Below are 20,010 nucleotides of genomic sequence, written 5' to 3' on the forward strand. Positions count from 1 at the left end.
CTCGTCTGGTTGCGGGTTATCGTGTCGAAGGCAAAGTGGATACCTGATGGCTGATGACCGCCTTCCGATCGTGAGAGCCCACCATGCCGGATTATCTGTACGTTCGGCTATCTCGGCTAGTGCGGGCTATCACCAAGTTTCCGAAAACACCGTTTTTTGGGAGCATCGCCCAAGCAGTTTGGCCAAGTACAATCTTCCTTTCACCCAAAGGGAAAACGGATCGTGCTGAAAGACATAAAGACGACGGCACTGATGGTGGCACTTGCCCTAACGCTCGTGCGACTGCATTGGGTCGCTAGTCAAATCCGACTGGTTGCCGAGATTGACCATTCGCAATGGCTGGCGGCGACTGAAATCGCAGGTAATTCATTGTTCCTGATCCCATTTCCAGCCCTTCTCTGGGTCTTGGGCATTACAAATACCAAGCCACTCATTTCGGGATGGCTTCGATCATTGGCGCTCACGACAGCGTGCGTTGATGGCCTACTTCTTGCGGTCCCGCAGATATATCTACTTGTGCGTGCAGTTCAACGGTTACCCTTCCTTCGGCAGTTGAGTGGCGAGACTCTGGCGAGACAAACCTGGGGTTGGATTCAAAACCCTCGAGTTGCAGGCATCATGTGGGACGGTATAGCTCTAATGTCCCACGTGGCTCTGATCCTGTTCCTGGTGGCTCTTTGCCGTCCCGGACCGTCATCGGAGAACATGACCTATGGACCTTCGCGGCAGCTAGCAAAAAGAATTGCGGCACTTGCTACGTTTGCCGGGGCAATGTCAGTGCTTCTGAGCATCACGTATTGGGGCTATTCCATATTTATGACCTACGCGAGGCCGGACCAAGGTAGTTGGACCGGACCCGTGGCGCGGAACCAATTCATTCTGCGCAATTGGTCTTTCCTCCTTCCGATTTTGTGCTGGACGGTCGTTGCCTGGATTATCTTCCGTGGTCTCGTAAAACCTTTGAAAGAGCCTAATGGTTTGCGTTGATCCTCCTACATCCTCAAAAGTCGGGTTTTCGGCAACTTCGCCGCAGTTTGGGAAAACACCGTTTTGCAGGAGTACTCAGGCCACAACAGAAGCTGCTGACGGGTTCCGAGGCATGCCCCAGCGCAATGATCCATATTGAACAGACAACGATCACCGAGATGGTTAGGTTGCCGGTATGGCAGAACCTATCACCATTCTGACAGTGGCTAAAGACGGCGATGATGGCATCATCGTTGCATACTCGGATGGCACGATCGCTGGATATGTGGTCGAAGAGTTAATCGAACTCAGGCCGAACCGGGAAATACTAACTCCAACCCACCTAGTTCCCAGAAAGGAAACGGAGTAAATGATCAGCGAAGGAGCCTTCCCAATTTGGGAGCGTTCCGCACCCATACGAAAAGAAATGCTGTCCTAAATGGTGGCCCACTTTCAAACGAACTTCCTCGAAAGTCGGGCGGTCTCAACGGGTCGATGCAACACTATCTGATCTGGAGGTGGTGTTGATGAGACAAGGGAGACGGTATGGGCGGAGTTGCTTGACAGCAGATTGAACAATCGGGCTCGGTTATCCCGATACATGGCTCGATCCCGATACATGGCTCATCTATTGTGATGTTGTCGTCAAGAAGATACCTAAATCTCGCGGAAGATCAATTCGAATTTTGAAGCGATGAGTAATGGCGCACAGACCAGATGCTAGATCGGGCTTATCCTGTGCCCATGAAAACCAATATTTCGATAGTGACAGCGAAGATGGTCTCATTGTGACATTCTCGGATGGCACGATCACAGGATATGTGGCGGAAGAATTGCCTGAACTCAGACCTAAGCGCGAATACATCAACCTGGAACGACAAACTAGCAAGGCAATCGGACATGCCAGCGTGCGAGGTGAAAGTCAGAAGATCCGGCTGATTTGCTAAGGACGCGCAGGAATGGTTAGACTGGCGCATCAATGGAAATTGTGACACTCCGGCCCCTTTTCCTTGGGGCTTTTTGGTTTGCACGAGGGCAGATGCGTGAGATGTTGCAAACTTGTCGCGTCTGCAAGACGGACGGTTACGTCAGACGCGCACGTGCCAGTCGTCTTGATTACTTTCTGAGTCTCCTGCGTGTACTCCCATTCCGTTGCCGATACTGCGGTTGCCGGTTGTATCACTTTTATTGAACCCCGGGCAGAGTCCTCATGTTGACCACGCCAGAAAGAGATGCGACGGATCGATCGTCACGATGACTTAATTGGTGACGACTCCGGTGTGGACTAACATCTGCATGAGCAAGCGGTCCTTTTGGCATGCCGTACATTTTCCTCTCATGCGGACGAAATGACTGGGTAGGGTCCAGGCGAGCCGCCTGAGTCCTCCATACACGAAGTCCATAGTGAGATCTAATTCCGTTGCGGTACACGGAGCGCAGCGTGGAGATCGCTTATGTCTTACTATTCAATCTGCTACGCGGCTCAGGAGTGTGAGCACTGCCTCGGATGCAATTTGCTTGTGTCCGGTATCGGACTGAAAGCGAAATATATCGGTGCTACGCTGACTCGATCGAGGTCTACGTGCAAGATAATCTACCGAGCATTTTCATTGTCGATGACGAACACATTATCGCTGAGACGCTGGCTGCGATTTTGCGCAAGAATGGCTTAGCCGCAAAGCCTTTCACGAACCCGATTGAAGCGCTGGACGCCGCCCGCGTTGAAGCGCCAGACATGCTTTTGTCGGATGTGATGATGCCCAAACTCTCCGGTGTGGACCTCGCCATCACGCTTAAAAACGAATGTCCCGACTGCAAGATAATGCTCTTCTCTGGGCATGCACAAACACTGGACCTTCTTTGTGTAGCTCGCGAGAAGGGGTATGACTTCAGTCTCCTAGCGAAGCCGCTTCACCCGGCTGATTTGCTCCGACACATTCGCCAGCAACTTCCGGACTGGACGTTTTGAGTAGCAACGGCGACAACATGATCGATCATTCTATTCTTGGCACTGTTCGCTCTAAAACTTGTACCCGAAGCCGATCGAGACAATCGGATAAAACCTAAACGCCGAGAGGTCGTCCCGGTACTTGGTTCTTTGAGCCGCAAGGTCTTGCTGAAAGGTAGGGTTGTTCCCCACGGTCTGGCAGGCCTCACCCAAGGCATCGCAGGTGGAGCCGTTGAAACCGAGATCAACGTGAGGATACCCAACGTAAGCGAAACCTAGTTCGACCGGAACGCTGAAGTGTTTGTTTGCTTTTCTTGGAACAATGTTTCCCCAGCCGACGCTGAAGGAAGGAGCGGCTTTGCTGCCCAAAACCAGGCTGGCGGAGGCATGGACTGGATCTGTTGCGCTGCTGTAATAAGTCTTTCCATTGAGGGTGAAGCTCTCGTTGGGATTAATGCTGCCTCTACCGGTGAGTTCATTGCCGTTGTATGCGAGAAACCCACCGGTGACGTGGAATGACCCCGCAAATGGAAACCAGTCGAGGCTGAGGCCCCCCGAGGCGAGCTGGATATCCCCACCATAAGAAACGTAGTTCTCTGTAATGGTGGTGTTGTACCTGAAGAAGTAACCGGTTCCGCGCAGATTGAACTTGCGCGCAAGGGGAGTGGCTACATCAAACCCGATGCCGCCCGCACCGATCTTTACGTCGATACCGATCGCAGAAAAGGGCTTATTCGCAGTTTCGTGAGGTGGAACGGGACCGTCCGCGACATCGGCCGTCAGCTTTGGCGCGGGAAAATAGCCCGGTGAGGCTGGGGGAGTAGAAGACGAGAGCGCGACGGGTGTAGGGGCGACAAACTCCGCAACTTTGGGGGCTGCAAAGGTCTGTGCGAAGAGAGGACGGCCCAGCAAAACAGAAAAAACCACGAGCGATGAAACGTGTGACCTCTTGAAGTTCACATTTATCCAATCAGTACAGATTTTGCTAACGGACTCGTACGAACAGTGTCGCTCCTCTGAAATGAGCGGGCAGCCGCGGCTGAATAGTGGCGCGCCGACTCGGAGCTCGAAGCGCACCAGATTGTTCGCACGCAGGCTGGGACGGAGTTCTCGACGCGGAATGGCTTTATGAATTCATTCGCATTCCTACTGTACGCCTAGGTCGAGCCGTTCTGATACTAGTAAAACTACCAGTCCGTGTAGGGTTCACCATCCCCGGCGGACTGGCCTGCGGCCAGTTGGTTAATGCATCGCTAACCACAGCGGAAAAGATTCTCAGACGCGGGAAATTATTGAACCTTGATAGACCGATCCGTTTTTCTCCGGTTTGGGCAGTTCTAAGTCAGGGGACTGGAGTATAGACGAGCGAAAACGGAGTGATGAACCGCTGACCCGAAATGCGAATTGCGATTTTGTCGCGGGGCGAAAACTCATTCATTCGGCTGGAGTCGCTGGTGCGGGTATAGGATCACAATCGATGAGTACGAGGTGCTACATGCTTTCACGAACCGCCACTGGTCGTATGCAAGCGAGCATACCGTCGCTTCGGTTGCTGCTTCTATTTTTCTGCATGGGGCCAATATGGGTGCCAGCCTCTGCTCAGTCGGTACCTGACACCGCGCATCCTAAGGGGCCCTCACAAGCCGCATTGCCCCTGACCTTCGAGCGTCACACCGACGACCTCGACGCCATGGTCCAGCGCAAGACCATTCGCGCGCTCGTCCTCTACAGCCGCACGGGCTTCTTCTACGTCAACGGACGTCCCGAAGGCATCTACTATGAGGCGCTCAACACCTTTCAGCAATTCCTCAATGAAAAACTGCGCGCCAAGCGGCAACACGTCGACATCACCTTCATCCCCGTCCGCCCTGATCAAGTCGAGGCCGCCTTAAACGACGGCGTCGGCGACGTCATTGCCTTCGGACTAGTCGTCACGCCCGCGCGCCAGCAGCGCGTCGCCTTCACTCTTCCCATTGAGACCGACGTCAAACAAATCGTTGTCACCGGCAACCGCTTCGGACCTGTCACCTCTCTCAGTGATCTTGCCGGCAAGAAAATCTTCGTCAACCCGCTCACCACCTACTCCCAAAGCCTCAACACCGTGAACGCCTCACTGAAGCAGCAAGGCAAGCCCATGATCCAGATAGAGAACTCTGATAAGAGCCTGATGGACGAAGACTTGCTGGAAATGGTCAACGCGGGCCTAATTCCCGCGACCGTCACCACCACCCAGCGCGCCGATCTCTGGTCACAGGTCCTGCCCAACATCAAACCCTATCCGACCCTCGTCATCGGCGACGAAGGCCAGCTAGCGTGGGCGATCAGAAAGAACAATCCCCAACTAAAATCGCTCCTGGACGAATTCATCAAGACGCGCGCTGTCGGAACATCCTTCGGCAATACGGTCGTCCGGCGCTATCTCCAGAAGGATCAATTCGTGAAGAATGCGACCTCCGAAGCCGAACTCAAAAAATTCAACGAGACCGTCGCCTACTTCAAGAAGTACGCAGGCCGATACGGATTCGACTATCTGATGATTGTCGCGCAAGGCTATCAGGAGTCGATGCTGAACCAGGCCGCGCGAAGCCCCGGCGGCGCTGTCGGCATCATGCAGTTGAAACCGGCCCTCGCCGCCGCCGCCCCCATCAATATTCCCGACGTCACGACGGCCGATAGCAATATTCACGCAGCGGTCAAGGAGCTGCGTGATATCTCAGACAAATACTTCAATGACCCCAAAATAGATCCTGTTGACCGTCTACTGTTCACCTTCGCAGCCTACAACGCCGGCCCGAATCGCATCGCAGATCTCCGCAAGAAAGCGCCAGCGGCTGGCTTGGACCCGAACAAGTGGTTTGGTAACGTCGAGTTGCTGGTCGGCCAAAGCGTGGGCCCCATCACGGTCCAATACGTCAGCAACATCTACAAATATTACGTCGCCTACAAACTCGTCGTCGCCCAGGGACAATCGCTGCAGTGAGCTTCACGCCGCATTCTCGAGTTAGTGCGAGGCGGAGTTGATTTTCGCGCGATACCAATTGTTAGGGAACATGGGATTGCAGGTTTCGGATTTCGAGTAAGTCGCAGACTTTACCTTAAGGCCTGTCGCTGCGGACCCCTGCCTGATTTCGGTGGCCATGATGAGGTTGCCTATTTCTGTTCTCTCTTAATCCGTTCTTCTTGTAAGGTCAAAGCCCTTTCTGGGTCGTTCCTTGATCCCAGCTTTGTCGTGGACGATAGAGAAGTAGAAGTGTGCACCTAGACCAACGTTGTTTATCTGTTTTTTGGGGGGTCTTAGCGGTACTGTTCTGATGTTCCCAATCAGCGCTGGCTGAATGAATCTAGTTGGGGAAATTGCACTTGCCCTCAATACTGGTCGAACTGAACTTCGAGTATTGACTTTGGTAGTCCCAGATAATTAACGGAAAACTAGCATATCGATCGCCTATTACGAGTGATGATGAAACTGCATCACATGGAGAGCAGGAAAGACTGTGCGCCGACGGGAAATGTGAAAACCCCGGGACATTTCCGGTGCAGCGATGAAGCCCCTTAGTCAGTCGGTTTCAGTGTGGCCAGAGAATCATTACTGCACCCAGGCGGCTACGATACAGGCTTTGCGGCCGTTCGTAGCCAATGGTTACCAGGTATTAGGGTTTATAAGACCGGAAGGCTGACAGGGGGTCACTTCTTATCGAAGACGATGAGCACAGGGTTTGCGGTTCCACACATTCCGTACACTTCGCCCGGATGGCAGGCGCTCACAGAGTACTTAAAACACCCTGCTCTCTTGGCGACGACCGAAACTGGGTGAGCAGACCCGCCCCTGATGGCGCCGGTCGGGTCGAACGGTGATGACGATCCAGGATCGATGACAAACCCGTCTCCTTTATCGGTCGTTTTCCATGTCACGGAGGTTCCCACGCTCATACAGAATAGGGAATTACCCTTGGCGTGCGGAATGCTTGGGGTCGAGGACGCACCATCCGAGGTCCGCTTCACATTCACATTGCACGGATTAGAGGCGGAACCGCAGGTATTGGCAGGCGTACACATCTGAGCAGGAGACGGGTCTGAGCAGACGTCCTTGCTGCTTTGAGCCGCCATGGCAGCCGACAGCAAAGAGAAGGCAAGTAGCGGGGCAGAGAACTTGAGCGCGGAGCTTCGTTGGATCTTCATAGTACCTCGCATTCGACGCTCAAGGGTAATTGCCGCAAGATGAAAATGCCCGTGTCGTCAGTCAGGATTAATGGAAGAGAACAATGTCGAGCCCGGTAAATGATCCTAATTAACGCCAGGAGTTCCTGCCCAGTCGAGTACATCGACCAATTTCCAGGGGTTTTGTGTCAGATCCCATTGCAGTTGCCCCTGGCTATCGAGCACTAGTTCCGCGGCAGGGTATAAGACACCTGTGCTCTTGCTCTTGTCCTGATCGTTGATTTCAATGACGCCCGCGGTCAAATTGAACGACTGCGATTGCGTATCGAAGAAGGCTTCACCAAACCGGATTTGGCGATTGGTCACGAAGACTATCTTTCGTCCGGTCGGGGTTGGAGTCATCTTGATATAGGAGCAGTCGTAACCCAGAGTTCCGGTAATCTCTACATGGCCTACTGCCTTCATCTTTTGAAGCGCGTTCGACAACCCCTGGCCTTGGCCTTTATTAAAGGCCGTAATGAGAATCTGCCTGTCAGCGGGAGTTGAGTAATCATAGATGTTCAGAGTCACTCCAATGTTTGCTCCCAGTTGAGTTCCCGTTCCCATCGCTTGAGCTTCAATCGTTTCATTCTTCGTTCCCGCGAATGCCGGCAACGTAGAACCGATGCACAATCCGGCTAGAAGGCCAGCGCTGAGGAAAGCCTTTGAGAGTGTCGTTTGCCTGTACATTGTTTTCTCCAGTCTGTGGCTCTGTAGAGCATGGGCAATCTAATTCGGGTATGGCAGGTGAAGGCGGCTGAGCGTTGTTCCGGTCCATGCGTTCCCGTCATTGCTCTTTGAAGTGCTACGCGCATCCCGTTGAAGGAAATGGTCAGGAACCGACCTCTCTCTTCAAAGCTGTCGTCCTTTCGCTTCCCCGCCGGTTCTAGTTGGGTTTGGCGGATGTGCTGAAATGATTTCGTATCGGCATTATGGGCGCCCGTGAAATAGGTGTGAACTGTCAGATGTAACAGCTGGTCAACACCTCGTAGCGTTGAAATTCGTCACGCCTATTTCCCGGTTGGGCTCCCGTTCTTTCGTAGCGAATCGAACTTCGCATCCCAGACCGGGCAGTGGCCCGTTTTACTAATCAATCAAACTAGTTTGCAGTTGTTTCCAAATGGCCAGGGTGAGGCGAAAACCTCGATTTGATGTTTCAATGACGTATACATCTTCTGCATCCGATAGTTCCCAATCGAACCAAAACCGAAGTGAATAATTAAATAGGCGGTTCGCCGCGACCGTGAACGATTCTCTCGTCGCTATCAGCTGACCTTCATATTCACGCACATACGCTTGGGTTCTTCCGATGCCATCTCTCCCTTATCGAACTTCTAAAATTATTATTACTGCGGTTGGGAACAATTAAGGTTGGACCGTGTAAATGGAGATGTAATCATTTGCATTTTCTCTCTTCGAATTCGTGGGCCGTTTCCACTTTTCTATGGCGCCATGGGAGGAGGGAGATCGTCAGGCTGCACGCGTGTGCCGCAGTATTTCGGGCAAGCGGGCCAATCATTCGATACGTCGCAGCTACTTTCTCGATGTCAGTAGGGAGCGACTTGGATTGACTGAGCGTCAATTGAATCGTCCGGCTTCGGCCGGACTCAACGAATATGTGTCAGCAAATGCTGGTACATGTGGAGATAATTCCATGAAGGTCGCCATCAGGCATTCAAAGCGCGTCGTTTTTCAGGTTGCTTGCACGGTTCTGCTTGCAAGCCTATCTCAAGCATCCATGTCCGGACAGCAGTTCACAGCGGGTAAAAAGGCTAAGGTAACGGGCACGATTGTCTCCCGCAGTGGAGACCTGATTAAAATCACAGTGAAGAAGCAGGGCAACCCAGCTGTTGTCACTCTTACGGACGATACTAAGTTTGACCGTGAAAGAGCATTCAGACTGCGTCCCGCCAGCATGGACGCGTCCGCGATGCTTCCGGGATTGACCATCACGGTTGATGGGGTGGGAAACGCCCAAGGGTATCTCGACGCAAAAACGATCAAGTTTGATCCCAACGTATTTGATATTGAAATGGCTGAGGAACAACAGATTCGCGCCAACAAGTCTGCCGCGGGAGAGGCTCAGACTACCGCAGATCAGGGCGTGACTGCAGCTGGCGCCGCACAGTCTTCTGCCAATCAAGCACAATCCTCTGCGAACCAAGCGCAGGGTACGGCGGATGCTGCAGGCCAGGTTGCCACAGCCGCGGCCGCCGGCACCGTCATCAATGCCTCCGAAGTTGCTCAGGTCAATCAGCGTGTATCTGATCTTGGCGAATACACGACTGTGGGCGAGGCCGCGGTTTTCTTTGACACTGGCCAGTTTGTATTGTCCGCCGATGATAAAGCTGCCCTCAGCAAGCTGGCCAGCGATGCAATGGCCACTCAAAACTACATGATTGAGATCACCGGCTACGCCTCCAGCACCGGAACAAAATCAGTGAACCAGCAACTCAGCGACGCACGAGCGGCGGCGGTCGCGGACTACCTGCGCAACCAGGCGAATGTTCCTATGCGGCGCGTTCTTGCGCCGGCGGGTTATGGCGCCACGCACGCCGCCGCGACCAACACCGACGCCCAGGGGCGAGACATAAACCAGAGAGTGGACGTGAAGGTCATTGTCAATAAAGGCCTCAGTCAGAATATCTAACGCAGAAGCTTGCCACGTAACATAACCTGAAATGGAGGAAGACATGGCTACTGAAAAACCCAATATCTTAATTATCTGGGGCGATGATATCGGCTGGTGGAACATCAGCTTCAACAGCCGCGGCCAAATGGGCTACCGCACCCCTAACATCGACCGCGTGGGCAACGAAGGCGTCGTCTTCACCGACTACTATGGTCAGCAGAGCTGTACCGCCGGGCGCGCCGCCTTCATCACCGGCCAGAACCCGCTCCGCACAGGGCTCACCAAGGTTGGCATGCCTGGCGCCGCGCTGGGCCTTCAGCCAGAAGACCCGACCATCGCGGAGATGCTCAAGCCGCTCGGCTACGCCACCGGCCAATTCGGTAAAAACCACCTCGGCGACAAGAACGAGTTCCTGCCTACGGTTCACGGCTTCGACGAGTTCTTCGGCAACCTGTATCACCTCAACGCTGAAGAAGAGCCCGAGCTTCCGGATTATCCTAAGGACCCGAAGTTCCTCGCTGCCTTCGGTCCGCGTGGTGTCCTCCACTGCAAAGCCACGGACACCGTTAGCACCTTGCCCGACGACCCGCGGTTCGGACCCATTGGCAAGCAGACCATCGAAGACACAGGGCCGCTCACAAAAAAACGCATGGAGACCGTCGACGAGGAGATCACCGCAGCCGCGCTCGGGTGGATGGAAACCCAGGCCAAAGCGAATCAGCCCTTCTTCCTGTGGTACAACTCCACGGCTATGCACTTCCGGACGCACGTCGCTGAGAAGAACATCGGCAAGAGCGGCCAGGATCCTTACAGCGACCGGATGGTCGTCCACGACGAGCAGGTTGGTCAGTTACTCGATAAACTCGACGAGCTTGGAATCGCAGATAACACCATCGTCATGTACTCGACCGACAATGGGCCGGAGAACGACACATGGCCCGACGGCGGCAACACACCATTCCGTGGCCAGAAGGACACGAACTGGGAAGGTGCATGGCGTGTCCCGTGTTTTATGCGCTGGCCCGGTAAGATCAAGGCCGGCTCCACCCTCAACGGAGTCGTTTGCCACCAGGATATGCTGCCCACCCTTGTCGCCGCAGCGGGCGATCCGGACATAAACCAGAAGCTGATGGATGGCTTCAGCGCCGGTGACAAGAGCTTTAACGTCTGCATTGACGGAATTAATATGGTGCCCTATCTCACCGGTGAAGTGAAGGAGAGTCCCAGGACTCACTTCTTCTACGTCAGCGACGATGGTGGCATCATGGCTATTCGTATAGGCGACTACAAGTTGTCGTTTGAGATTCAGGAGATGCCCGGGACGATGAAGCTCTGGGCCAATCCGTTTACCAAACTGCGCCTTCCATATATCTTTCACCTGCGTCGCGATCCGTTTGAGCGCGCCGACTTCAACTCCAATACCTATATGGACTGGATGGTGGATCATGCTCCGTATCTCTATGCAGCCCAGGCAATCGTGGCTGGCCAGGTAGCGAATTTCGTTAAATTCCCGCCACGCCAGAAGGCAGCTTCCTTCAACCTGGATACGGTAATGGCGTCACTCGGCCCAGCACAGGCGGCAGCAGCCGCAGCAAAGGCAAAGAGTGCAGCAGCAGGGAAGGCCCAACCAGTAGCCAAGTAGGGTCGAGTACAAGCAGGGCACCCAGCAATGGGTGCCCATGTACCTGGTCTGAACTGGAGCTCACGAAACTCTCTCCGAATGCAAAAATGCAAGAAGATACTAAGGTCATCGGGGTCAGCATGCGCTGTCGATTTGTCACCCGCGCAACTGACTTCAACGCCAAACATTTCTGCGGAAGAAGCCTTCGATGAGTAGACGATCTGTGTAGTTGGTATTTCGATCGGAACGTACAGTTGGTCTTCTCGCTCGGCGGCCGTTTGGCAAATTTGGGTTCGGGAGCGCATGAGACATCCGAATTTCGGGAAACGCCGATTCATGCCGCTAAGCGATCTCATTTGATCCTCGATCGTACGGATAGCTCGGCCTGCAAAGAGTAGCCCGATCATTGCGGCGGGAGCCGGGGTTTATCACGCATCAACCCAAAAGAGGGCCCTATTTTTCGGCTTGATCGGTCGAATCAGGCTTCCAAGACATCACTTCCAAGGCAACGAGCCGCGCAATCAAAACGGTCAAGTATAGCTGCCCTGTCAGGGCCTCCCCAGTTGCAAGACTTCGAGACACCTGCTTGATCGGCACGATATCTCCGTATCCGAGGGTGGTCAGGGTCGAGTAGCTATAGTAGTACCACTCAGAGACGGAGGAAAAACTTCCGACGGAAGTATGGAACGAATCGGGAATCAGACGATTCACAATTTCATAACCGTGCGCCCAGGCCAAGCCGAGAAGCAAATAGACGGCAATTGCTCCCTGTACACGCGCAGCAGTCATATTTCCAGCGCGTAATATTTGCGAAAGAAGGATAACGCAAACGAGCATGATACTCGCAAGCGTAGATGCCTCTCGCCAAAGGCTAAACGTGTCAGTCGGGATATACCACGCCGACCATCGTATGATCAGGGCGACCGCTGCGATGAACGAACTGAAGACGAAGAGCGTGCGCTCGCCCCACCCGATCGCTACGCCTGAGATTAGAATCACTGAGAAAACTACGTCTCGTACAAACCGGGCAGACGGACGCTCGAGGCCCAGGACTGGCATTACAAATACAGTGAATACCACTAAACCAAGAAACAGCGATAGATTTAGCTGCGATTCCCATGTCTGCGCAATTAGAACGCGGCTCTCTTGGATGGCCCATCGTCTTCGGTCTTTGCGTGATAAATCTGGCAGAATCATGGTCCACTCACTTCTAATCACTACACACTATCGAAGACAGACTTGCAGTCTAGCAGGCGGCGACGATAGTTGGAGGAGGCCACGTGCGCTTACCCGTGGCCGAGATCGACGACATTGTCTGTTTTCAGTGAACACAGTCGAATCACCAGATAAACGTCCAATCTCCGGATGAAATCAGTTTGCTTCGTTTCTTACGCGGGGAGCAATTATGTCTCCGAAGTGAGCGAGCCGTCAGCGTCGGTCTACATCTTCGGCGACATTGGAGGATTCATGTCTCGGCCGGGATCTCAGCAAAGACACCGCTGAGCAAGCGAAAGGTGGCTTTCGACGCCCGTGTCGCCATATTTTGCTGGATTTGCAACGTAGCGAGTCCTCCGGTCATCTTCCCATCGACGAGATAGGGCTTAGCGTCAGCGTTTTTAGAAGAACCATGGCCATCAAGCGCGGAAATAATAGCCATAGACAGGCTGACTACTCCGGGCTTGATGTTGACTCCTCAGAAGCAAACGCTACGAGCGGCCCGATTCGGGCTGCGAAGCACACCTTTTGGTGATTCCTAGTACAAGCCATTTTGGTGGCCTGGGCCCTGATGAATTTGTGTGCGTACTGCCTAAATCCGCCTTGCTTGAGAGAAAAAGATTCGACCTGGGCCTGGCGAATACAGCGCTTGCATCGATCGCAGCCCGAATCGGGCCGCTCGACTGTTAGTTCTGACAGATGTGCAGGCATTTCGGGTTCTGTAGACTGTGCCGAATGACAGTCTAGGTGCTACTCGTGGTGATAACGCTAGCTTTTTGGATCAATAGAAACGCCCATTTAAAAGACGACGTAACCGCTTGGGGGCCATATCGCCTGCTCCGACTTTGATGAACAGTATGAAAGTTCGTATGCATAGAGAGGTAGCGCTGCCTGCCTGCTGGTTGAGTTTCGTATACGCCGCTTTCCTCAAAGCAATGCCGCTGAATCAAAGCTAGAAGTAAACTGCAAAGAACCCGGAACGCGAGACGGTCATCACTGTCAGTCGGTCGAGGCGCTGCCTAAAACATGTAATTGGACCCAAGTAGCTACGTTTGTCTTGAGGGTCTGCGTAGACCATTCATTGTCGTATACAGCGTGCGAACCTGATAGTTCCCAATAAAATGAAAAATTGGGCGCGTGTGGAGGGACCAGTAATCCAATGGAATATGGTGCGTTACAGAAGTCAACCGACGAAGAGTTGATGACGCATTTGCGGTCAGGCCACCATGACGCCCTTGCGATCATCGTGGACCGCTATCAACGGTTGGTTTGGAGCGTCGCTAAGAGGATAGTCCATGACGCAGGCGAGGCGGAAGATGTTGTCCAGATTGTGTTTCTGGATTTATTCCAAAAAGTGGAACTTTTTGACCCGCTACGGGGAACACTTAAAGTATGGGTTCTTCAATTAGCCTACACAAAGGCCATCAATCGTCGTTATCACCTGCAACGCCGACAGTTCTACGATCAGGTTGATGTCGAAGACGACGTCGTGGCCTTTTCTATGGCTCCGGGTGCGGCCCATCATAGGTTCAGCGCCGGAGAGTCGTCGAGGCTTGTGCAGGAAGTGATGGAGGCTCTAAATCCGAATCAAAGGGCAGCGGTCGAGCTGATCTCGTTCGAGGGACTCACCTTTGAGGAGTTGGCGGGTAGGACTGCACAAACGCTGTCCAACGCGAAACATCATTATTATCGAGGGATGATGCGACTCCGTGAAGCCCTGTCGGAGAAGGCAGGGCAACCCGAGCGATCGAAACGACAACAATCTAAAGGAGAGATTGGAGAAACGAATGCTTGAGCATGCCAAATACGAACAGTGGTGTGTTTTGGCGGCAGCCGGGCAGATTTCACCTGAAGACTTCGCTGAATTCAACGCCCATCTCCAGGAGTGCATCCACTGTCAAGGGCTGCGTCAGGAGATGCAGAATATCAATTCCGTTTGGTTGACCCAGGCGCTACAGCAGGATCAAGAAATGCATGGTCAGCACGCCGTTTTACGAACGAAGATTCTCGAAGCGTTGCAGGACGCCGGAGCACAGTTCTCTGCGGAGGTTCGTGCGAAAATTGCGCCACCGCGAACCGCGTTCGGAATATTCGAGATGCTCCGTAGGCCGACGCCAGCTTGGGCTATCGCAGCGATGGCTCTCATCGCTGCGTTCCTAGGCTTCAAGACTGGGGACTACCGCCATGGACGCGAAACGGACAGCCCGAAGACCGCCCTTCGATCAGAGCTAGCCCACTCTTCGCATTTGGATTCCAATGCCGCTGCAGCCGGACAGCCACGTGTTCCAGTCCCACAGAATTCGCAATCCGCTTTGGAACAAAAGCTGGCGACCTCTGAACTAGAGCGCACCAGAGCATTAGCTGATGCGCAGGTATTGAGGAAGATGATGTTTGATTTGCAAAGCGGCAGAGATCTGGATGCCAGTCAGATTGCTCAACTCAAAGCGCGCGCGGAGCAAGAACAGAATGCGACCACTTCGGCGGAGGCGGAGCTACGTTCTTCGAGGCAAGCAGAAAATGCAAAAACTGCCGATCTGGCTGCGACCGAGATTCAGATGCGTGAACTGGAGGGCAAGCTTGCAGATCAGCGAACAGCCGCGCAACGGGAACAGGCACTAACCGAAGTTTCATCCAGCAGCGAAATGCGGGATGTGATTGCTTCCCGGAATCTGCACATCATTGATGTGGCCGATGTCACCAACAACGGCGTTAAGAAGCCTTTCGGCCGAATCTTCTACACCGAACGAAAGTCCCTGATCTTTTATGCCTACGACCTGGCGGGTGCGAAGGGAACTAAGACCTTCTACGCCTGGGGACATCGGGAGGGCGATCCGAACACGACGTTCGCGTTGGGATCGCTTCATCTTGACGACCCAGAGCAGAGACGGTGGGTTTTCAAATCGAACGATGCGAAGGTTCTGGCGCAGATCGACTCAGTATATGTGACGCTGGAGCCAACGCCAACTGCCGGCGAGAAACCGAAAGGGCAGAAAATCCTGACGGCCTTTCTCGGGACGCCACCGAATCATCCTTGATCCATGGGAATGGAAGAGCGGCGATTCAGGATAGTGGCAGCCTAGTCCTATCTCCAGGAGCGACTTTTCACTGTTTCGCAGTTTTGGATAAGCGGTTAAGGGGATAAGATTACCCCGATGAGGGACCCAGCTGGCCTGCAGAAATCCCGTTGGCTCATACTCGTGATGATCGGGATATTGTGTTGCGTTGGTCGGGCCTTCAGCCAGACAGATACGGCGACGATCTCTGGCTACATTACCGATCAATCGGGCGCTCTCATTTCCGGCGCCGCGATCCGACTGACCAATGTCGAAACGAATACGGATGTAAGCCAATCGTCCAATGGATCGGGGCTATACGTTTTCACCAGCGTAAAGCCCGGACATTACCGTCTTGTAGTCCAGAAGCCACGGTTCAGAGAGATCGCGCTTACTAATATGACCGTAAACGTTCAGGATCTACTAAGCCGAAATTTTAGGATGCAGGTTGGAGCTGTTGGAGAGTCGATCACTGTTAAAGGCGACAACGCTTACGTCAACACGATTTCTGGGACAGTCAGCACGGTCGTCGATCAGCAGTTCGTCGATAATATGCCGTTGAATGGGCGTAGCTTTCAGTCCCTGATTGCGCTCACACCCGGTGTGATGTTTGTGGCCACGGGACTCGCGGACAATCAGTTTGCCGTCAACGGACAGCGCACCGACGCGAACTACTTTATGGTGGACGGCGTTAGCGCGAATTTTGGTGTAAGCCCAGACTTTAGCATCACGCAGACCTTGGGCGGAACAACACCTGCCTTCACCGCCGCCGGAGGCACCAATGGGCTGGTGTCGGTCGATGCGATGCAAGAGTTTCGGGTTCAGACGTCGACGTATGCTCCCGAGTTCGGGCGAAGCCCCGGCGGCCAGATTTCGATCGTTACAAAGTCGGGTACGAATCAATATCACGGCTCTGCATTCGACTATCTGCGGAATGAAGTCTTTGACGCCCGAAACTGGTTCGATAAGTCGCCACTTCCCAAGCCGCCTCTGCGCCAGAATGACTTTGGCGGGACGTTGGGCGGTGCATTCAGAAGGGATAAAGTCTTCTTCTTCTTTTCGTACGAAGGGCTCAGACTGTTGCTGCCTGAGACCGCATCGTCATTTTTCTACACGACGTCTGCCCGCGACGCGGTTTCCCTTGTTTATCAGCCATATATAAATGCGTTGCCGGTCCCAACCGGGCCGCTGGTCGATCCCACGTGCGACAACGTCACTAATCCATGCCTTGCCCCCCTCACCGTTGCGTATTCCGATCCGTCAGAACTCAACGCCACCAGCCTGCGTGTGGACTACAACCTTAATCAGAAGGTCACGCTGTTTGGCCGCTACGACCATGCTCCATCCAGCGCGTCGATCCGAAACTGGGAAGAAGAATTAGTCGATAACGTCGCGACCGACACCGCTACCGTGGGCGTCACGGTTAGGTTTGCGCCCACTAGGGTAAACGACTTTCGCGCGAACTGGAGCCGCGCAACAGGCACCGTCATTCATGATCTCACTGACTTCCATGGAGCAGTTGTTCCTTCCAACTCAGTAATCTTCCCCCCTCCCTACAGCCCGAATATGGGGCAGGCGCTGGTCTATTTTCCCAACGGCGGTGAAGTGCGAGTGGGAGCGTTAAGCCTCAATACTCAGCGGCAGCTGAATTTCGTCGATAATTTCTCGTGGACCCTTGGTGCGCACCAACTGAAAATTGGTATCGACTATCGGCACCTGCGCCCTACAAACGGGGATTCGACAGGCTGGTCGGTTTTCCCATCCACCTTTAGTTCGCTGATTGCTGGAACAGCCGACGATATCCAGCTCGACGCGAGCGATCACCTCACCGTCAACATTGACAACTACTCGCTCTACGCGCAAGACACGTGGAAGGCCTCGCGCCGACTGACTCTCACTTACGGGCTCAGGTGGGAGATCAACTCGCCGCCTTCGGGGGCATCACGGCAGCCTCTTTATGTGACACAGGGAATCTTCAATTCGCTCCTTCCCGCAGTCGTACCCGGGAGGCTCTGGAGCACAACGTACACCAACGTTGCGCCCAGAGTCGGCGCGGCCTACCAGGTCACGCCGACAACAGTGCTGCGAGGAGGATACGGCCTCTTCTACGACTTAGGCTACGGCGATGCGGGTGTTGCCGCTTCGAATTTTCCTTATGATCGCGACCGTGTTGCCGAGGGGCCCTTCGATCCGAGCAGCGTCCTTTTCCAACCGCCGCCGTTTTCGACAACGATTGATTCAAGTGTTTTGTATATCGCGGCGTTCGATCCCCACCTTCAGCTGCCGTTCACCATGGAGTGGAATGCTGCAATCGGAAGGGCATTGGGCTCCAAGCAAACCCTCACCGCAACCTATGTAGGGGCGGACGGCAGGCGGCTTCTTCGCCAGGACTACATTCTGCCGCCAGCCTTTCTAGATCTTGGCTTGGAGGGTGATATAATTGCGATCCATAACCTGGGGCATTCCCGCTACAATGCGCTCCAGGTCCAGTTCCAACGGGTACTGTCTCGTGGGCTCCAAGCACTCGTCTCGTATAACCTCTCCAGGACCAGCGACCTTGGGTCCAGTGATACCAGTGGATTGGTTGCACCAAACATCAGCCAGATTGTGCCGCCGCCGCTGTCGCCTGGCGACTTCGATCTACGGAACACCTTCTCAAGCGCGGTTTCTTACGAAATTCCGTCTCCGTCCTCGGGCGCCTTACGTAGTGCCATCCTCAAAGGTTGGGCTGTTGATGGCCTTCTGAGAATCACGTCGCAACCTCCAATCAACGTGACAGCTTCGGTTATAACCCCGGGCATGGGAGAATACACAACCCAAGCGGAAGTGGTCGCGGGACGACCTTCGTGGATTGCGGATCCAACCCAACCGAACGGCAAGGCGCTTAATCCAAATGCCTTTACCACGCCGGCAGTTGGAGCGACCGGGAACTTTCCGCGCAACGGTCTTCGCAGTGGATACTCCATCGACCAGACGGATCTCGCGCTGCGGCGGCGATTCAACCTGACCCGGCGCGTGAATCTCGATATCCGAGCCGAGTATTTCAATGTTTTCAACCACCCGATGTTCGGCGCACCCGGAAGTGAAAATGCGCCCTTCACCTCGTGGGGGACAGGACCAACGGGTTCAGCCGGCTTCGGCCAAGTGATGCCGGGGTATACCACCAACTACACAATGGGTGCTGGCGGGTCAGATGGTGGCCAGAACCCTTTGTATTCGGTCGGCGGCCCACGTTCGGGACAGTTGACTGTCAAGGTTAGTTTCTAGGGATGTTACTTGCTAGAACTTTGGTCGACGCGTCGCCACGCCCTTGTGAATTTCGATCACTCTATGGGAACAATCGAGGGCAGTCGGTGTACACACCGATGTAACCACTCCTGTTCCATCATCCTCTGCGCCATCGCGGCGTGACTTCCTCTCTGGATCTAGAATCACTAGATTCCTGATTAGCGCACACGACCTGAAGAGCAACGGAGAAACAATATGGCTTACAACGGCAATCTCGCCACCTGGGCAGTAGAGCGCCAATTGCCTCCTGGTCTCGTTTCGATCGACAAAAGTGTCGCAGGCTCAAAGTCCTTACGCCAGCAACTGAAAGACTCGGAAGCGGCACGTATAGAACTGAGCCGCCGCATGATTGACGCGCAGGAAGCTGACCGTACGCACTTATCGCGGGAGCTGCATGACGATATCGGGCAATCTCTCGCGGTGCTCAAAATCCAAATGCTTCGCAGTTGGCAGCCGGAATTTGGGGGTCCTGAGGGAGAGTCGCCGAACTTAAAAGAGTTGGTCGGCCGGTTGGACGCCATTATCAATAAGGTGGGGCGCCTTTCGCATGATCTGCACTCTTCAACTCTCGAATATCTGGGTTTGAGCGCCGCAGTGAGATCACACTGCCTTGAATGCTCTCGGCAGCTCGGATTTCCAATTCGATGCCACTGCGAGGGAGTTACAGAGGATCTCGATAAAACATTGGCACTCACCTTCTTTCGGATATTGCAAGAAGGTATTCACAACGCGCTGAAACATAGTCACGCTACGAGCATGCAGGTGATAGTCCGTTGCACGAGTCGAGAAGTTAGCCTTGAAGTCGCTGACGACGGCGTAGGCTTCGATGTCGAATCGGTCAAATTTGGGACGGGGCTTGGCCTGATAAGCATCCGCGAGCGCATACATCTTGCAGGGGGCCAGTGCACCATTTATTCTGGCCCCCGCAACGGCACCCGAATCAATGTCAGCGCGCCCTTCCAATCGAGGATGGTCTGATTCCGATCGGACAACCTGAGAGTTGAGCGGCTCAATGGGGGTCGAAAGTCGGGTTTCGGCAACTTCACCGTTATTGCCGATAACACCTCTTCAGGGAACATCGATCTTTACG

At 54.0% G+C, this 20,010-nt stretch carries 13 protein-coding genes and 1 pseudogene; 10 read left to right on the top strand and 4 right to left on the bottom strand.

Translation table 11 applies throughout. The features are described from left to right. Nucleotides 1-1,162: 1,162 nt before the first annotated feature. The gene (locus GSQ80_RS18820) at nucleotides 1,163-1,336 is read left to right on the top strand and encodes a hypothetical protein (RefSeq protein WP_158789217.1); all 174 of its coding nucleotides are present in this window, start codon (nucleotides 1,163-1,165) and stop codon (nucleotides 1,334-1,336) included. Between the two features lie 1,212 nt (nucleotides 1,337-2,548). Continuing rightward, a complete protein-coding gene (locus GSQ80_RS18825) occupies nucleotides 2,549-2,935 on the top strand; it encodes a response regulator (protein ID WP_254059775.1) in 387 nt (128 codons plus the stop codon). Between the two features lie 51 nt (nucleotides 2,936-2,986). Here GSQ80_RS18825 and GSQ80_RS18830 read toward each other — a convergent pair whose 3' ends face one another. Next, nucleotides 2,987-3,874 (bottom strand): hypothetical protein, encoded by an 888-nt coding sequence (locus tag GSQ80_RS18830; RefSeq protein WP_158789219.1) that lies wholly within the window; start codon nucleotides 3,872-3,874, stop codon nucleotides 2,987-2,989. A 688-nt stretch (nucleotides 3,875-4,562) separates the two neighbouring features. On the opposite strand from GSQ80_RS18830, the gene GSQ80_RS18835 reads away from it, so the two are divergent. Further along, entirely contained in the window at nucleotides 4,563-5,894 is a 1,332-nt protein-coding gene (locus tag GSQ80_RS18835) for a transglycosylase SLT domain-containing protein (RefSeq protein ID WP_158789220.1), read from the top strand. A 1,304-nt stretch (nucleotides 5,895-7,198) separates the two neighbouring features. Here GSQ80_RS18835 and GSQ80_RS18840 read toward each other — a convergent pair. Beyond that, complete coding sequence (locus GSQ80_RS18840) at nucleotides 7,199-7,801, bottom strand: hypothetical protein (protein WP_158789221.1); 603 nt, start codon at nucleotides 7,799-7,801, stop codon at nucleotides 7,199-7,201. A 964-nt stretch (nucleotides 7,802-8,765) separates the two neighbouring features. Here GSQ80_RS18840 and GSQ80_RS18845 point away from each other — a divergent pair. Both GSQ80_RS18845 and GSQ80_RS18850 read left to right on the top strand, forming a co-directional pair. After that, entirely contained in the window at nucleotides 8,766-9,761 is a 996-nt protein-coding gene (locus tag GSQ80_RS18845) for an OmpA family protein (RefSeq protein ID WP_158789222.1), read from the top strand. 43 nt (nucleotides 9,762-9,804) lie between these two features. Beyond that, nucleotides 9,805-11,385, top strand: a complete 1,581-nt coding sequence (locus GSQ80_RS18850; RefSeq protein WP_158789223.1) for an arylsulfatase — start codon at nucleotides 9,805-9,807, stop codon at nucleotides 11,383-11,385. Between the two features lie 432 nt (nucleotides 11,386-11,817). Here GSQ80_RS18850 and GSQ80_RS18855 read toward each other — a convergent pair whose 3' ends face one another. Together GSQ80_RS18855 and GSQ80_RS18860 are read right to left on the bottom strand one after the other, a co-directional pair. After that, a complete protein-coding gene (locus GSQ80_RS18855) occupies nucleotides 11,818-12,153 on the bottom strand; it encodes a potassium channel family protein (RefSeq protein WP_158789224.1) in 336 nt (111 codons plus the stop codon). A 676-nt stretch (nucleotides 12,154-12,829) separates the two neighbouring features. After that, a complete protein-coding gene (locus GSQ80_RS18860; protein WP_158789225.1) occupies nucleotides 12,830-13,021 on the bottom strand; it encodes a hypothetical protein in 192 nt (63 codons plus the stop codon). A gap of 717 nt (nucleotides 13,022-13,738) precedes the next feature. On the opposite strand from GSQ80_RS18860, the gene GSQ80_RS18865 reads away from it, so the two are divergent. The 5 genes and pseudogenes from GSQ80_RS18865 to GSQ80_RS18880 all read left to right on the top strand — a co-directional run bounded on the left by GSQ80_RS18865 (nucleotide 13,739) and on the right by GSQ80_RS18880 (nucleotide 19,898). Then, nucleotides 13,739-14,374: an RNA polymerase sigma factor gene (locus tag GSQ80_RS18865; protein WP_158789226.1), complete on the top strand. Its 636-nt coding sequence runs from the start codon at nucleotides 13,739-13,741 to the stop codon at nucleotides 14,372-14,374. Then, nucleotides 14,367-15,614: a hypothetical protein gene (locus GSQ80_RS18870; RefSeq protein WP_158789227.1), complete on the top strand. Its 1,248-nt coding sequence runs from the start codon at nucleotides 14,367-14,369 to the stop codon at nucleotides 15,612-15,614. Before GSQ80_RS18865 ends, GSQ80_RS18870 begins: the two co-directional genes overlap by 8 nt. 165 nt (nucleotides 15,615-15,779) lie before the next feature. Continuing rightward, nucleotides 15,780-16,067 (top strand): annotated as a pseudogene (locus tag GSQ80_RS24000) (carboxypeptidase-like regulatory domain-containing protein); the annotation flags it as partial. A 6-nt stretch (nucleotides 16,068-16,073) separates the two neighbouring features. Further along, nucleotides 16,074-18,899 (top strand): TonB-dependent receptor domain-containing protein, encoded by a 2,826-nt coding sequence (locus GSQ80_RS18875; protein WP_254059776.1) that lies wholly within the window; start codon nucleotides 16,074-16,076, stop codon nucleotides 18,897-18,899. Between the two features lie 216 nt (nucleotides 18,900-19,115). Then, nucleotides 19,116-19,898 carry a sensor histidine kinase gene (locus GSQ80_RS18880; protein ID WP_158789229.1) on the top strand — a complete coding sequence of 261 codons (783 nt, stop codon included), beginning with the start codon at nucleotides 19,116-19,118 and terminating at the stop codon, nucleotides 19,896-19,898. Nucleotides 19,899-20,010 lie beyond the last annotated feature (112 nt).

It is taken from the genome of Granulicella sp. L46, assembly GCF_009765785.1.
In the GTDB taxonomy this organism is placed as follows: Bacteria; Acidobacteriota; Terriglobia; order Terriglobales; family Acidobacteriaceae; genus Granulicella.

Bases quoted from the DNA above. Each gene is read 5' to 3' on its own strand.
- GSQ80_RS18820 (WP_158789217.1), top strand. From the start codon at position 1,163: ATGGCAGAACCTATCACCATTCTGACAGTGGCTAAAGACGGCGATGAT.
- GSQ80_RS18840 (WP_158789221.1), bottom strand. From the start codon at position 7,801: ATGTACAGGCAAACGACACTCTCAAAGGCTTTCCTCAGCGCTGGCCTT.
- GSQ80_RS18845 (WP_158789222.1), top strand. From the start codon at position 8,766: ATGAAGGTCGCCATCAGGCATTCAAAGCGCGTCGTTTTTCAGGTTGCT.
- GSQ80_RS18850 (WP_158789223.1), top strand. From the start codon at position 9,805: ATGGCTACTGAAAAACCCAATATCTTAATTATCTGGGGCGATGATATC.
- GSQ80_RS18855 (WP_158789224.1), bottom strand. From the start codon at position 12,153: ATGACTGCTGCGCGTGTACAGGGAGCAATTGCCGTCTATTTGCTTCTC.
- GSQ80_RS18860 (WP_158789225.1), bottom strand. From the start codon at position 13,021: ATGGCTATTATTTCCGCGCTTGATGGCCATGGTTCTTCTAAAAACGCT.
- GSQ80_RS18865 (WP_158789226.1), top strand. From the start codon at position 13,739: ATGGAATATGGTGCGTTACAGAAGTCAACCGACGAAGAGTTGATGACG.
- GSQ80_RS18870 (WP_158789227.1), top strand. From the start codon at position 14,367: ATGCTTGAGCATGCCAAATACGAACAGTGGTGTGTTTTGGCGGCAGCC.
- GSQ80_RS18875 (WP_254059776.1), top strand. From the start codon at position 16,074: ATGCAGGTTGGAGCTGTTGGAGAGTCGATCACTGTTAAAGGCGACAAC.
- GSQ80_RS18880 (WP_158789229.1), top strand. From the start codon at position 19,116: ATGGCTTACAACGGCAATCTCGCCACCTGGGCAGTAGAGCGCCAATTG.